The organism is Aeromonas sp. MR19 (assembly GCF_963899305.1).
In the GTDB taxonomy this organism is placed as follows: domain Bacteria; phylum Pseudomonadota; class Gammaproteobacteria; order Enterobacterales; family Aeromonadaceae; genus Aeromonas; species Aeromonas bestiarum.
In genome coordinates, this window is the sequence record NZ_CAWQWZ010000015.1 from 21,434 (window position 1) to 36,526 (window position 15,093).

General features: G+C 58.7%; 9 protein-coding genes. 3 read left to right on the top strand and 6 right to left on the bottom strand.

Features of this window, described 5'->3' with window-relative positions; translation table 11 throughout:
• Positions 1-265: 265 nt before the first annotated feature.
• Positions 266-2,647 (top strand): beta-glucosidase family protein, encoded by a 2,382-nt coding sequence (locus AACQ95_RS12445; protein ID WP_241281043.1) that lies wholly within the window; start codon positions 266-268, stop codon positions 2,645-2,647.
• A 103-nt stretch (positions 2,648-2,750) separates the two neighbouring features.
• Here AACQ95_RS12445 and AACQ95_RS12450 read toward each other — a convergent pair whose 3' ends face one another.
• Both AACQ95_RS12450 and ppsA read right to left on the bottom strand, forming a co-directional pair.
• On the bottom strand, positions 2,751-3,728 hold the full coding sequence (locus tag AACQ95_RS12450; RefSeq protein WP_241281044.1) for an AraC family transcriptional regulator: 978 nt from the start codon (positions 3,726-3,728) through the stop codon (positions 2,751-2,753).
• Positions 3,729-4,084: 356 nt separating this feature from the next.
• Positions 4,085-6,463, bottom strand: coding sequence for a phosphoenolpyruvate synthase (gene ppsA / locus AACQ95_RS12455; RefSeq protein ID WP_241281046.1), 2,379 nt, complete (start codon positions 6,461-6,463; stop codon positions 4,085-4,087).
• 320 nt (positions 6,464-6,783) lie between these two features.
• Here ppsA and ppsR point away from each other — a divergent pair, with 320 nt between their 5' ends.
• Entirely contained in the window at positions 6,784-7,596 is an 813-nt protein-coding gene (ppsR, locus tag AACQ95_RS12460; protein ID WP_241281048.1) for a posphoenolpyruvate synthetase regulatory kinase/phosphorylase PpsR, read from the top strand.
• A gap of 112 nt (positions 7,597-7,708) precedes the next feature.
• On the opposite strand, the gene AACQ95_RS12465 is transcribed toward ppsR, so the two are convergent.
• Positions 7,709-8,002 (bottom strand): hypothetical protein, encoded by a 294-nt coding sequence (locus tag AACQ95_RS12465; RefSeq protein ID WP_103470471.1) that lies wholly within the window; start codon positions 8,000-8,002, stop codon positions 7,709-7,711.
• Positions 8,003-8,363: 361 nt separating this feature from the next.
• Between AACQ95_RS12465 and AACQ95_RS12470 the strand changes: the two genes are divergently transcribed.
• Positions 8,364-9,740 carry an amino acid permease gene (locus tag AACQ95_RS12470; protein WP_042866081.1) on the top strand — a complete coding sequence of 459 codons (1,377 nt, stop codon included), beginning with the start codon at positions 8,364-8,366 and terminating at the stop codon, positions 9,738-9,740.
• 258 nt (positions 9,741-9,998) lie between these two features.
• Here the strand turns inward: AACQ95_RS12470 and AACQ95_RS12475 are convergent, their stop codons facing one another.
• From AACQ95_RS12475 to AACQ95_RS12485, 3 genes are all read right to left on the bottom strand, one after another.
• Positions 9,999-10,706: an SIMPL domain-containing protein gene (locus AACQ95_RS12475; protein ID WP_042866080.1), complete on the bottom strand. Its 708-nt coding sequence runs from the start codon at positions 10,704-10,706 to the stop codon at positions 9,999-10,001.
• Between the two features lie 54 nt (positions 10,707-10,760).
• On the bottom strand, positions 10,761-11,318 hold the full coding sequence (locus AACQ95_RS12480; RefSeq protein ID WP_241281049.1) for a hypothetical protein: 558 nt from the start codon (positions 11,316-11,318) through the stop codon (positions 10,761-10,763).
• A gap of 86 nt (positions 11,319-11,404) precedes the next feature.
• Positions 11,405-15,064 (bottom strand): T1SS-143 repeat domain-containing protein, encoded by a 3,660-nt coding sequence (locus AACQ95_RS12485; protein WP_339357898.1) that lies wholly within the window; start codon positions 15,062-15,064, stop codon positions 11,405-11,407.
• Positions 15,065-15,093: the final 29 nt, after the last annotated feature.

The following is a 15,093-nucleotide window of genomic DNA, read 5'->3' on the forward strand; positions in this document are numbered from 1 at the left end:
TGTGATGCGACCCCTGTCACAACTTGGCACCCTTGCTCCCAACTGCACATTTCTCGCTCCGCCAAGGCAAGGCGCAGCCAGTCCGACTTGCTAACCTGCCTGCGGCTCCGGCCATGGTTGCCCCCTTGCACATGCACCCTGGCCCATCCTGAGCCGTCATCGATATCCATGGGAACCCGCCATCAGAGCGGCCGCCCGGCCCGATCACTTGTCGGTGTCGATATCGCACTTGCCTTTTTATTCAGACAGTTACGAGGAAGTCTTCATGCCTATCACGACAAAAATGAAAGCGGTTTCACTCTGTGTCAGCCTGGCGCTGGCCGGGCTGCTGGTTGGCTGCAACCAGAACGACTCGGATCCCCTGGTAAAAGACGACGCCTATTACCGCGGCCAGGCCGAAGCCATGGTGGCCAAGCTCACCCTGGACGAGAAGCTGAGCCTGCTCTCCGGCCCAGGTTATGGCAGCGCCAACGGCGCCATCAACGTCAAGCAGGATGTCGCCGGGGTAGCGGGCTACATCAACGGGGTGGCACGCAGTGCCGACGGCATCGACATTCCGGCCCTGAAACTGGCCGATGGCCCGGCGGGCCTGCGGATCAGCGCCAACCGCGACGGCGACAGCGCCACCTATTACGCCACCGCCTGGCCCATCGGCTCCCTGCTCGCCTCCAGCTGGGACGTCAACCTGGTCAAGTCCGTCGGGGAAGCCATGGGGGACGAGGTACGCCAGTACGGGGTCGACATCCTGCTGGCCCCCGGCATGAACATTCAGCGCAACCCGCTCAATGGCCGCAACTTCGAATATTACTCGGAAGACCCACTGCTCACCGGCAAGATAGGCGCCGCCATGGTCAACGGGGTGGAGAGCAATGGGGTCGGCACCACCATCAAGCACTACTTTGGCAACAACTCAGAGACCAACCGCAACCAGATCAACGACATAGGTGAACCGAGAACCTTCCGTGAAATCTATCTGCGCGGCTTCCAGATCGCGGTGGACGAGGCCCAGCCCTGGGCCGTGATGACCTCCTACAACAAGGTCAACGGCACCTATGTCAACGAGCGCAAGGACGCCGTGACCGATGTGCTGCGCGGTGAGTGGCAATTCGATGGCCTGGTGATGTCCGACTGGTTCGCCGGCGATGTGGCCAACAACGCCTACAAGCAGGTGCTGGCGGGGCAGGATTTGATCGAACCTGGCAACGTCAAGGAGCAGCTGCAGCAATCCATCGAGCAGGGTGATCTCGACGAGGCCAAGGTGACCGAGGCCGCCATCCATATTCTGACCCAGGCGATGAAGAGCCCCTCCTACAACCAGCTGGCCGTCAGCAACAGCCCGGATCTGGCCGCCCACGCCAGACTGGCTCGCCAGGCAGGGGCCGAAAGCATGGTGCTGCTGCGCAACGACGCCGCCGCCCTGCCCATAGCCGCGACCAGCAAGGTGGCCAGCTTTGGCATCAACCAGATCAACACCTACAAGGGGGGGACCGGCAGCGGGGATGTGAACGCCGCCAGCACCACCACCATAGCCCAGGGGCTGGCCAGCCGTTTCCCAGTCAACGGGGCGCTGCAGGCTTACTACGGCGATTTTTATGAAGCCAACAAGGTCTATCACGAGGGGCAATTCGGCGCCAAGGGCTACTACACCTGCGACGAGGCTGCCGTCAGCCCGGCCCTCGCCAGCCTGATCACCACGGCCGCCAGCGAGCAGGAGGTTGCTGTCATCAGCCTGGGTCGTCAGGCCGGTGAGGGAGCGGATCGCACCGATAGCAAGGGCGACTACCTGCTCGGCGACGATGAAGTCGCCCTCATAGATGCGGTGAGCAGCGCCTTCCACGCCCAGGGCAAGAAGGTGGTGGTGGTGCTCAACGTCAACGGCGTCATCGACACAGCCCAGTGGAGCCACAAGGTGGACGCCATACTGCTGGCCTACATGGCGGGTCAGGAAACCGGCCATGCGGTCGCGGACGTGCTGTCGGGGGCGGTCAACCCCAGTGGCAAGCTGGCCCAGAGCTTCCCGCTCAGCTATGCCAGCGTGCCCTCCGCCGGCACCTTCCCGGGTGAGGATACCGACGGGGACGGCGAGCCGGACGATCTCTACTACAACGAGGGGATCTATGTGGGCTACCGCTACTACAGCACCTTCGACAAGGCGGTTTCCTACCCGTTCGGCTTTGGTCTCTCCTACACCAGCTTCGGCTACACCAGCCCCGCCATCGCCAACAATACCCTGGCCAAGGGCGCGGCCGGCAGCCTGGTGCTGACGGCCACCATCACCAACACGGGCGCAGTGGCGGGCAAGGAGGCGGTCCAGGTCTATGTCAGCGCCCCCGAGGTCAAACTGCAAAAACCGACCATAGAGCTCAAGGCCTTTGCCAAGACCAAACAGCTGGCACCGGGCGCCAGCGAGCTGCTGAGCTTCACCATTCCGGCCAGCATACTCGCCAGCTTCGATGAGGTCAGCAACCAGTGGATAGTGGAGCCTGGCAGCTACAGCGCCTACATCAGCCCCTCTTCCGATGTCTCTGCCAGCACGCCGGTCAGCTTTACCGTGAGCAAGGAGATAGTGGTGAGCAGCACGACCCCGGGCGCCCTGGCCCTGCCCAGCGGCGTGGATGCCGCCACCGTCACCACTGTGACAAAATAAGCGAGCCCAGGTAAGAAATGAAGGTGATGGGGGGCGCACCAGAATGCGCCCCCCTTTGTTGCCTTCAGCCTTGACGGGATCAGGCGCAGGCCGGGTCCCGTTATTATTGGCGGGTATTGCGATAGGCCAGCGGGGTCATATTGGTATTGGCCTTGAAGAAACGATTGAAGGCACTCTGGGAGGAAAACCCCACCAGATCGCTGATATTTTGCAGCGGTTGCTCTCCCTCTCCCAATAAACGGCAGGCCTCCATCATCTTGACCCGTTTCAAGATGGCAGAGAAGCTGCTGCCCTCCCCCTGCAATTTTCGGTTCAGGGTCCAGCGGCTGATATTCATGGCCGAACAGACATCCTTGAGTAAATGGTCATCGCTCTCCATGACACCGCCGCGGATTTTATGGCGGATCATGTCCGCCACCAGATTGGCAAAGGGCACCCGCTCATCGATATCGCTGCAAATATGCGCGAGCTGGCTTGTCTGCAGGCGGCAAAGCGGCTCGTTGTAGCTATCGGCGCGGCTATCCAGCAGGGCATTGTCTATGGTCAGGGTGTTGCCCGGCTGCTCCCAGCGGCAGTGGGTACCAAAGAAGTGATCCAGCTGGCGGTGATGGGCCGGCGGCTTGCCGACGAATCCCACAGAGACGCCAAGGCCGGGGGCATAGACTCGCAGGATCCGGTAGAGAATGACGAAATTGGGGATGGCCTGACTCGCGCCCAGGGCGGCAGGCCCTTGATTGATATACTCATATTGGCTAAACAGCGCCCCTCTTCGCACCACAAAATCGTCACAGTTGCCGATGACGGTGCGATAGGCCAGCAGGGCTTCGATGGCGGCGCGAGGGGACGGCTGGTTCAGGCAGAGGCTGATGAGCGCCGGATAGTGCTGGTAGAGCTCGGCGATATCGTAAGACAGTATGCCCTCGTGAAAGCCGCTCAGATGCCGCTGCATCAGGCTCAGCATGCGGTAATGGCTATGGGCCAGGATCCGGCCATGCTCACGGTGAATATCGAATGGCGTCAGACCGGCAGCCATCAGGATGGCATCCGGATCTCCCCCTTGCTGCTGACAGGCCGTCAGCATTCTTCTGATCACTTGATTTGATACGCTCTGTGACATCTGCCTACCCTGGCCATATTAATAACAAACAACGTATTTATTGATAAATAGAACGCGAGCGGAACCTGTTTATCCCGCCTTGCTCGACATGACGTGAATATAGTGATCCACCCACTTCGTCATGACATGGCAGGCTTATTATGGGGTGGTGATGAAGTGAACAGATGTAACGGAGTGTAAAACCAAGATCTGGCGCGCCTATTTTGAGCAGGAATAAAAAATATCCCTGACAAATAACGCCATCGGGTTTATTGCGCGATTAAAAATGGCGCCCTCCGGGGGCGCCACTTTTATTATTCGCAGGCAATAACCGACGAGGATCAGCCAGCTTTGTGCTGCTCGGCCAGATAGAGCCAGGTATCGACTACGGTATCCGGGTTGAGGGACACAGAGTCTATGCCCTGCTCGACCAGCCAGGCGGCGAAGTCCGGGTGATCGGATGGCCCCTGGCCACAGATGCCGACATACTTGCCCGCCTTGCGCGCGGCCTGGATAGCCATCGACAGCAACGCCTTGACCGCCTCGTTGCGCTCGTCGAACAGGTGGGCGATAAGGCCCGAGTCCCGGTCCAGTCCGAGTGCGAGCTGGGTCATGTCGTTGGAGCCGATGGAGAAGCCATCCACGTGCTGCAGGAACTGATCCGCCAGCAGGGCGTTGGAGGGGATCTCGCACATCATGATCACCTTGAGCCCCCGCTCGCCACGGCGCAGCCCGTTCTCGGCCAGGATGTCGATCACCTGCTCCACTTCGCCCACGGTGCGCACGAAGGGGATCATCACCTCGACGTTGGTCAACCCCATGACGTCACGCACCCGTTTGATGGCCTCGCATTCGAGGGCAAAGCAGGGACGGAAGCTGTCGGCTATGTAGCGGGATGCGCCACGGAACCCGATCATGGGGTTCTCTTCGTGAGGCTCGTAGCCACGGCCACCCACCAGGTTGGCGTACTCGTTGGACTTGAAGTCCGACATCCGCACTATGACCCGCTCCGGCCAGAAGGCGGCGCCCAGGGTGGCGATCCCTTCGGTCAGCTTGGCCACGTAGAACTCACGGGGGCTGTCGTAACCCGCGATCATCTTGCCGATGGTGGCCTGCAGTTCAGGGCTCTGCTGGTCAAACTCCAGCAGGGCCTTGGGGTGCACGCCAATCATGCGGTTGATGATGAATTCGAGCCGCGCCAGACCCACTCCGGCATTGGGCAACTGGGCAAAATCGAACGCCCGGTCCGGATTGCCGACGTTCATCATGATCTTGATGGGCAGGCGCGGCATATTGCCCACCTCGGTGACCGCCACGTCGAAATCGAGTTCGCCGTCATAGATGAAGCCGGTATCCCCTTCCGCGCAGGAGACGGTGATAAGCTGGCCCGGTTCAATGCGTTTGGTGGCATCACCACAACCCACCACCGCCGGAATACCCAGCTCGCGGGCTATGATGGCGGCGTGACAGGTGCGCCCGCCGCGGTTGGTGACGATGGCGGAGGCCCGCTTCATGATGGGCTCCCAGTCCGGATCCGTCATGTCGGTGACCAGCACATCGCCGGGTTGTACCTCGTCCATCTGGCTGATGGAGGAGATGACCCGCGCCGGGCCCGCGCCAATCTTGTGGCCGATGGCACGCCCCTCGATCAGCACCTTGCCCGCCTGTTTGAGGGCAAAACGTTCGAGCGTGTTGGCCTCCTGGCGGCTGCGCACCGTCTCGGGACGGGCCTGCACTATGTAGAGCTGGCCATCCTGTCCATCCTTGGCCCATTCGATGTCCATGGGGCGACCGTAGTGCTGCTCTATGATGAGCGCCTGCTTGGCCAGCGCCATCACCTCCTCATCCGTGATACAGAAGCGGCTGCGCTCGGCCTCGCTCGTGTCAATTATTTTCACCTGACGGCCGTGACCGGCATCGTCCGAGTAGGTCATCTTGATAAGTTTCGAGCCGAGCGTCTTGCGCACCACGGCAGGACGCCCGCCCCTGAGGGTGGGCTTGTGCACATAAAACTCGTCCGGGTTGACGGCCCCCTGCACCACCATCTCGCCCAAGCCCTGGGCACCCGTGATGAAGACAACGTCGTTGAAACCCGACTCGGTATCCAGGGTGAACATGACACCGGAGGCAGCCAGATCCGAGCGCACCATGCGCTGAACCCCGGCCGAGAGCGCCACGCCCTTGTGGTCATACCCCTGATGCACCCGGTAGGAGATGGCGCGATCGTTGAACAGTGAAGCAAACACATGCTTGACGGCAATCATGACGGCGTCTATGCCGCGTACGTTGAGGAAGGTCTCCTGCTGACCGGCAAAGGAGGCGTCCGGCATATCCTCGGCGGTGGCGGAGGAGCGCACCGCGAAAGAGGCATCCAGACCCGCACTCAGCTTGTCGTAGGCGGCGCAGATCGCCTGCTCCAGTGCAGGCTGGAACGGGGCGTCGATCACCCAGTCACGGATCTGCTGACCGGCCCGGTTGAGGGCGGCTATGTCGTCCACATCCAGGGTATCGAGCAGATCATGGATCTTGCCGTTGAGGCCGCTTAACTCCAGAAACTCGTTAAACGCAAAGGCCGTGGTCGCAAAGCCACCCGGCACGGATACACCGGCACCAGAGAGGTTGCTGATCATCTCGCCAAGGGATGCGTTCTTGCCGCCAACTCGTTCTACATCTTGCATACCGAGTTGTTCGTACCAGAGTACGTACTGTTGCACTTGCATGTCTCCAGGTTGGTGGGCTCGGGTGCCGTGGCACCTTCTGCGCCAAATTAGGTGCGTGAGTTATATGCGTTATTGTCCGTTTCTACTGTTGCCAACGACCATGAAAACGTTTTCTACTTGTTGTCAAAAAAATCCCCGAGCAAGATTTGGGGATGGCCGAATGACACAGACATTCTACAATGCCAACACAAAAAGGTAACGACTCAGGTTTGCAAGCCACTTCACAACTTGGGCACAGCAGATCGGTTGACAAAATCGGTATGGTTTCGAGAGATACTGACTGCTCGCAACCTCGCCAACCCGTACCACAGGAGCGCATCGTGCACACCGTATTCTATGTATCCGACGGCACCGCCATCACGGCCGAGGTGTTCGGCCACGCCGTCTTGAGCCAGTTTCCCCTGGTGTTTGAGCAAGTCACCATCCCCTTCGTGGAGACCCAGGAAAAAGCCAGGCAGGTGCGGGCGCGCATCGACGAGCAATTCCGTCAGACCGGGATACGCCCCATACTGTTTCACACCATAGTCGACCCCCTGGTACGGGAAGAGGTGCTCAAGGCCCAGGCCAGCAGTCACGACTTTCTCAACACCTTCGTCAGCCCGCTGGAACAGGAACTGGGGGTCAAGGCCGAACCCAGACTGCATCGCACTCACGGCATGGAGAATCGCAAACTCTATGACGATCGCATAGAGGCGGTGAACTTCGCGCTGGCCAACGATGACGGCATCACCACCAAGGAGTATGAGGAGGCGGACATCATCCTCATCGGGGTCTCCCGCTGCGGCAAGACTCCGACCAGCCTCTATCTGGCGCTGCAATTTGGCATCCGGGCCGCCAACTACCCCTTCATCGAACAGGACATGAGCACGCTGGACTTGCCGAGCGCTCTCAAGGCCAACCGCCACAAGCTGTTCGGCCTCACCATAGCGCCGCAGCGGTTGCACGAGATCCGCAACCAGCGCCGCGCCAACAGCCGCTATTCATCGCTGGAGCAGTGCGAGCAGGAGCTGGCGAGCGTGGAGCGGCTGTTTCGCCAGGAGGCGATCCGCTTCCTCGATACCAGCTCTCATTCGGTGGAAGAGATAAGCGCAAAAATTCTGGAGGCAACCGGCATGCGCCGTCAGCTCTATTGAACCGGGCTGAGGTTCAGAGCTGAGCCCGGCATGGTCCCATGGGTAACAGGCAGCAAGAGTGACAGGCAGAAATGAAAACCGAGCCAGATGCGGCCGCATCTGGCTCGGTTTTTTATGATTGGCGGGAACGGGGGGTTGTACTGTTCAACTCCTTGTTGTTCATCAGCATGGCATAGAAGTTGAGCACGCCATGACGCCGGCGTACCCGTTCGGTCAACCAGAGCGATGGCAGCAGACCGACGGCGCCGGCGATCAGCAGCACGGTTCGAAAGTGCGTCACCAGATAGTCATCACCCTGCACTGCCCAGACCAGCATGCATCCCGCCGCCATGGTCAGCAACAAGGGAGAGAGCCAGACAGTCAACCAGAGCACGACGGCCAGCAGGCTGCCAATAATACGTTGCATGAATCACATCCTTTTTACGGAGGAGGCTTCATAAAACAGGAATCCACCAAAGAGTCAACCCGACAGCGTTCGATTGCACACATTGCGAGCAATCACTCCCCTCCAGCGCGTTCGGATCATAAAAAACCTGTCTTGTGCCGAAAAAACCGGCGAATGATGAGGAAAACAGGTGCGTGGACGACCGATTATCACTATTCTGCTTCCGTTGGTAGCCGCCATAAAAAACAACAAGCGGCCTGCCGTAACGAAATAAATACGGATTTCGTCACGTTTCAAGCACGCTTTGCCGTGCAAGGTCACATGGAGTGACTCGACGGGCGAAATGACAGACGAGTGACATCAGAGACGTAAGGAAGGAAGAATGGATCTTCAACAAGACGGCGAGGAGCTGAAGCGCGGCCTGAAAAACCGCCATATCCAGCTCATCGCATTGGGCGGTGCCATAGGTACCGGCCTGTTTCTCGGCATTGCCCAGACCATCAAGATGGCGGGCCCCTCAGTGCTGCTCGGCTATGCCATCGGCGGCTTTATCGCCTTCCTCATCATGCGCCAGCTAGGCGAGATGGTGGTGGAAGAACCGGTAGCGGGCTCCTTCAGCCACTTTGCCTACAAATACTGGGGTGATTTCGCCGGTTTCGCCTCCGGCTGGAACTACTGGGTACTCTACGTGCTGGTGAGCATGGCCGAGCTGACGGCGGTCGGCATCTATGTCCAGTACTGGTGGCCCGAGATCCCGACCTGGATGTCGGCGGCCGTCTTCTTCGTGCTGATCAACGCCATCAACCTCTCCAACGTCAAGGCGTTCGGCGAGATGGAGTTCTGGTTTGCCATCATCAAGGTGGTCGCCATCGTTGGCATGATTGGTTTTGGCGGCTACCTGCTCGCCAGCGGCAACGGCGGACCGGATGCCAGCATCACCAACCTGTGGGACCAGGGCGGCTTCTTCCCCAACGGCATCAGCGGTCTGGTGATGGCGATGGCGGTGATCATGTTCTCGTTCGGCGGTCTTGAGCTGGTGGGGATCACGGCCGCAGAGGCGGATGACCCCGAGAAGAGCATTCCCAAGGCCACCAATCAGGTGATCTACCGCATCCTCATTTTCTACATTGGCGCCCTGGCCGTGCTGATGTCCCTCTACCCCTGGGGCAAGGTGGTGGAAGGCGGCAGTCCCTTCGTGATGATATTCCACGCGCTGGACAGCAACCTGGTGGCAACCGTGCTCAACATGGTGGTGCTGACCGCCGCCTTGTCGGTCTACAACAGCTGCGTCTACTGCAACAGCCGCATGCTGTTCGGTCTGGCCAAGCAGGGCAACGGCCCGCGCAGCCTGCTCAAGACCAACAAGAGCGGTGTGCCCGTGGTGGCCATCTCAGTCTCCGCCGCAGCAACCCTCTTGTGCGTGCTGATCAACTACCTGATGCCGGGCAAGGCGTTCGAGCTGCTGATGGCGCTGGTTGTCTCGGCCCTGGTCATCAACTGGGCCATGATAAGCCTCGCGCACCTGAAGTTTCGCAAGAGCAAACAGGCCGAAGGGGTTGAACCCAAGTTCAAGGCATTCTGGTACCCGTTCGGTAACTACCTCTGCCTCGCCTTCATGGCCGGCATCCTGGTCATCATGTACCTGACTCCGGGCATCCAGATCTCGGTGCTGCTCATCCCTGTCTGGATCGTCGTGCTCGCCATCGGCTATCAGCTCAAACAGAAGCGTCGTGCACGAGTTGCCGCCAACCTGGGTTGATCCGCGCCACCTCGTTACGCCATCAGATGCCGGTCACCGACCGGCATCTTTCTATCCGTCATCTGCAACTCGCGGGCGGCCCGGACACTCCGCCACCCATCCTGGCATCATATAGATCGGGATCCGGCCAGCCACATCATCATCCGGTTACCCCGCTCTCGCCTGCACACTCAGTCCCGCTTGCCAGGCAGAAACGACAAGCCCGAGGGGATGAGCCTCGGGCCTGGGATAGATCGACAAGGCCGGATGGCCAACGCCTTATTCCAGCAGGAAGACGGCTTCCACGTTGTCCGTGATGCTGATCTGCTGCTGTTGATAGCTGTTTTCCATCATGTCGGCGGCAGGTGCAGCCATGGCAGCCGCCTTGAGTGCACGACTATAGATGGGCATGGGGGTGTTGTTGCGGTACTCGACGCTGTAAACCTTGCCAAGCTTCATGCCGAACGCCTTGGCCAGGGATTCCGCCTTGGTCTTGGCATCTTCCACCGCACCGACACGCGCCTGCTCCTTGATGGTCTGCGGCGACTTGAGGCCGTACTCAATCTGGGACACAGACTCCAGACCCGCCTTGAGGGCGGTATCCATCAGCTCGCTCAACTTGTCGAGCTGGTAGAGTTTGACCGCGAGTTGACGCTGGGCACGGTAGCCCACCAGTTCCGGCTTCTTGTTCTGCGGATACTGATATTCGGGGGAGATCACCAGGTTGCCCGCCTCCACGTCACTGCGCTTGATGCCCAACCCTTCCAGTTGGCCAAAGAAGGCCGCAACCTTGCCATCCACCTGCTGCTTGGCCTTGATGCCCTGCTTTTCCAGCGCGGTCACAGACACATTGAGGGTCAGCATATCGGGTTCGGCCTTCTGCTCGGCATAACCACTCACCACCAGATGCGGGGCTTGTGGTACTTCAAGCGCAAATAACGGGGCACTGACGACCAGAGCGGAAAGGGTAAGAAGGGGACGCCACATAAAAAAACCTCAGTCAATTAGAGTGAGGTCATTATGCCCGTGGCCGAATGGGATTCATATATCGTGCAATGGCGGTATCTGATCCAGCACCTGATTGGTCATGTCGATGTTGATGCTGATCTCGTTGCCCATCAGCTCTTGATGGCTGGGCGCCATCGGTGTGACGCTGCGGGAACCGAGCACGACGTCATCATCGAAATGGAAGGAATCCCACGACAGAACGTGTCCTTGCGGCGGGATCACCGGCTCTGCCGGCGTGGACGTTATGAGTGGAACACAGTCGATGCTGTCGGAGTGCATGAGCAGATCCTGCAGACAGGTATCGCTCAGACTCTGCAGCGAATACTCCTGCTCCCCTTGATCATGCCCGACCAGCACCACCATATGAGGTGGCTCTGCATCTACTGCCGGCGTGAAGGCAATGGTGGCGGCTGCGAAGTCCACATTGAGGGAACCCGCCACTTCGCCATCTTGGCTTTCAAGATCCAGTGCATCGATCCGATCACCAGCCATCGTGGCCTGATAGCCAAACTGGCCGGTGCAGGTAATGCTGCCCTGCCCATCCCAGCTATAGCGAATGCCATCGATATCGACCCAATTGAATGACTGCATGGTGACCCTCTCCTGTACTGCCGCTATCTTAGCCGCCCCCTCAGTCAAAAAACAGGGGCCAGGCATAGCCCGGCCCCATTACTCGATTACGGATCCACCTTGAGGTTGCCATCATCCAGCAGCTGCTTGATGATGTCGTGGTTCGTCGTCAAACCGCCACTGTGATCCAGATCGAGACTACCCTGGAACTGCACTGTCAGCTGGGAACCCCCACTTGGAAGTCCATTGGTATCTATGGTCAGCTTGTTGGCCGCAGTATCAAACTGCAGGTAATTATCCAGCACTGTGGCCAAATCCTCGTTGCTGCCACCACTGGGAACGCCGACTAACAGATCCGACAGATCCAGCACGTCGCCACCGCTGGCAGGGCTGCCCAGCGTAAAGTCGGTAATGTTGTCGGTACTGCCATCCGCATTACCAGCAATCCACTTGAAGGTATCACTGCCCGCGCCACCCGTCATGGTATCGCTACCCAGACCACCGATCAGAATGTCATCTCCCAGTCCACCTATCAGCGTATCGTCACCGGCCAAACCAGAGAGAGTGTCGTTCCCTTCACCGCCCTGAATCACATCCGCCAACGCCGATCCGATGAAGGTGGTGCCAGCCTCAATGGTCACATGCAGATTGGTGTTGGAAGTAGCATCGTTATCGGCATCCTTAACCCCGACCTGGAAGTCCAACTCGGCATCCAGTGTGGTATTTTCCGAAGTGATCAAACCGATATCAGAGACCTTCACAACATCGCTGTCGGTCTGGTTACTGAAGTCTGTGGTCGCATTTGAACCACCTGTATCACCGAAGGCCGCATTGAAGTTCAGCGCTGTGGTGGTGGTAATGCCCTCCACGCTGGTCAGGATCTGCGCGCCGTAGATCTGCCAGTTCTCACCTACACCGTTGTAGTCATTGTGTTCGATGACAATGGCCCCATCGTTGTTGTCCAGGGTAATGCCATAAGCCAGCAGGGCTGCCAAGGTCGCAGCGCTACTGCCAGATTTAACGATATCACTGTTGCTGATCACCAGAGCCCGTGTAGTGGTTATGCCACCCGTGCCGATCAGTTTGAGCACCACCACCAGGTCTTCACTATTGATACCGTCGAACTTCAGGAAGATCCCCTCCGCCCGGCCATCAGGGTTGGCGACTAAAGTACCGGTCGGATTGGTAGTGTGGAATGTCAAGTCCAGCACCTCCCCCTTGCCGATGGTATCGCCGCCCACGCCGTTCGCCGAGTTCGAGACGCTGACCCAAGACGATGCCTGAGTAAACAACTCGCCATTGGCGAATACGCTGGTGTTGGCACCACCGGTCTGCAGATTGTTGGTCCCGGTACCCCCACCGGGCTCTGCAGCGCCCCTGAACTGGACATAAAAATCATTGTCCAGCTTGGCCACAGACACATCCGGCTGCGAGTTGTCCGGCACACTGCCACCAGATGCGTAGCCCGTGATACTTAACGAGGCACTGGTTTTGAGAACACTGAAGCCCTCGATCGGTTCATCCAGCGATACCGTGTAAGTACCGTTGATCTTGTCGAAGGTCAGGGTACCGGTTGCCTCCTGCGTGATTCCTGGACTGGCCGGATTCGGCGCGTAATTGAACTCAATATCAAAGGTGGCCGTACTAGCGTTCTCCGACACCCAGGTGACCAATTGCGACGTGATGGCCGAGCCACCAACTGTCCCCGTCAGGCCGATGGCATTGAAATCCGAGTCGGACGACGAGAACGGTCCAGTGCCGCGATTATCCGCACCAGTGCTGTAATCGAACACACCAGTGCCACCACCCGGGTTGCTGCTGTTGGAGTACACCAAGTTGGTGCTGGCCTGGATAGTCGGTACATCATCTTCTACCTGAATGAGCAGATCACCAGCCAGCGGCAGCGGGTTGACTCCATCGGAAGCTCGAATGGCCCCGGTCAGATTCAGCGTCAGAAGCTCGTTGTCATCACCATTGGCATTCTGGTGATCCAACGGCCCAAGCAGGGTGAAGGTGTAGGAACCATTGCTCTGCACCACCAGGGTGAAGACTGTTGCCGCACCAGCCATCGCCGTCAGGGTATTCCCAGAGAAGCCGTAGGTCACCGTCACTCCGTCCGAGGTCAGGGACGGCATGACATTGGGGGTAGTATCCAGACTGAACTGGCCGCTGTTCGTACCAACCAATAGTTCAACCAGGCTTCCTGAGACGGTAGTCGTCTGGGCATCTCCATCGGTGATGCCGCCAGTCAGCTCGTCCTCGTCCACCTTACCGATCACCGGTGCAGCATCCTCGATGTTGATCGTCAGAGTAGCGCTCGCTTGATCGCCATCCTTGTCGACGATCACATAATCGAAGCTTTCGCTAGTGTCCGCTGCAACGCTTTGCGGCGAGGTGTAACCCCATGTGCCCGTGGCGAAATTAAAGGTCAGCTTGCCACCCAGAGCCGTCGTGATGTTGGTCAGCTGCTGATCGCCATCCAAGACACCATCCCAGGAGTAGGTCGTGCCATTGATCTTGATGGACATGATCCGCCCCGGACCATCGGCACCGTATGAATCGTCGTCGCCGCCACCTACCGCGTTGTTGTTGCCAAGCAGAACGTTGCCGCTGACGAAGTTGCCCGAGATCTGACCAAGCAATGTATTGATCAAGCCATTAAAGTCGGTCACCAGGATAGGAGCACCACTACCATCGAGATCGACATCCTGCAAGCGGGTGGTGTTAATGCCGTCCCCCACACCAATAGCGGTGACGTTGATGGCGTTACTATCGACAAAGGTGTTCCAAGCCGTTGCCGTTGCGTTGCTCAGCGAGTTGCCGCCTGTACCTGTTTGCTCATTAGGGTTGCCATCACTGATAAAGAAAACCTGGTTGCTCCAGCCCTCAATCGGGGCATAAGACACCATGGTTTGCTGGATAGCATCGGTAAAGTCGGTGTCGCCGTTAAACGGTCTATTGGCAATGATGTCATCAACCAGAGCATTGAACGCAGCGATCGATGTCACCGGAGCATATGCCAGTGAGTCCGAAGAGAACGCCACTATGGTGATTTTCACATCGCCATCGGTACCGTTGAACAGCGCCTGCCCCGCCGCCTTCACAGCGTTCATCATGGTAGTGAACTCGCTGTTGTTGATACTGCCGCTGGAGTCCAGCACAAAGGCAACATTGAAGTCCTTGTCACTGGACTCAGCAACAATGGCCGTGTCGTTCTTCGCCACCGGCGTATCGTCATCGACATTGATAGCCAGCGTGCCGCTCGCAGTATCGCCATCGCCATCGATCACTTGATAGTTCAGGGTAAACGCCTGGTTGTTCTCCTGATCAGCGTTCGCATGTTGAATAGGCGCATTCTGCGTCACGCTATACGCCCCAGTAGCCGAGTTCAGGGTTACTGTCAGCACTGTGGTCGCCCCCTGTTTGACCAACAGGGCACCTGCGTGATTCGTTTCATAAGTAAAGCCAGCCGGCGCCCCCGTAGTCAGCCATTGCACACTGCCTGCACCATCAGCCCCGAAGTTATGAGCGAGGATACCGTCAGTGTTTACCGCATTGTCATCGTCATTCGGACCATCCGGAATGCCGTTGGCCAGGGCGTCGTCATCGAGTTGCACGGTGAGATTATTGCTGACGCTCGGACCGTCATCTTCAAACTGGAATACCCCACCAGTGCCCACATCAATGGCGGCACTGGCGCTGTCGCCATCCGCGTCCGTCACGGTTTGCACCAGGGTCAGTACCCCGCTGCCCAGGTTCAGCGCCACGCTGTCATCCGCATTGTCGCTGTCGCCGT

What these genes read in the sequence shown, in the direction of transcription:
- AACQ95_RS12445 (WP_241281043.1), top strand. Translation starts at nt 266, where the DNA reads ATGCCTATCACGACAAAAATGAAAGCGGTTTCACTCTGTGTCAGCCTG.
- AACQ95_RS12450 (WP_241281044.1), bottom strand. Translation starts at nt 3,728, where the DNA reads ATGCTGACGGCCTGTCAGCAGCAAGGGGGAGATCCGGATGCCATCCTG.
- AACQ95_RS12465 (WP_103470471.1), bottom strand. Translation starts at nt 8,002, where the DNA reads ATGCAACGTATTATTGGCAGCCTGCTGGCCGTCGTGCTCTGGTTGACT.
- AACQ95_RS12475 (WP_042866080.1), bottom strand. Translation starts at nt 10,706, where the DNA reads ATGTGGCGTCCCCTTCTTACCCTTTCCGCTCTGGTCGTCAGTGCCCCG.
- ppsA (WP_241281046.1), bottom strand. Translation starts at nt 6,463, where the DNA reads ATGCAAGTGCAACAGTACGTACTCTGGTACGAACAACTCGGTATGCAA.
- AACQ95_RS12480 (WP_241281049.1), bottom strand. Translation starts at nt 11,318, where the DNA reads ATGCAGTCATTCAATTGGGTCGATATCGATGGCATTCGCTATAGCTGG.
- AACQ95_RS12470 (WP_042866081.1), top strand. Translation starts at nt 8,364, where the DNA reads ATGGATCTTCAACAAGACGGCGAGGAGCTGAAGCGCGGCCTGAAAAAC.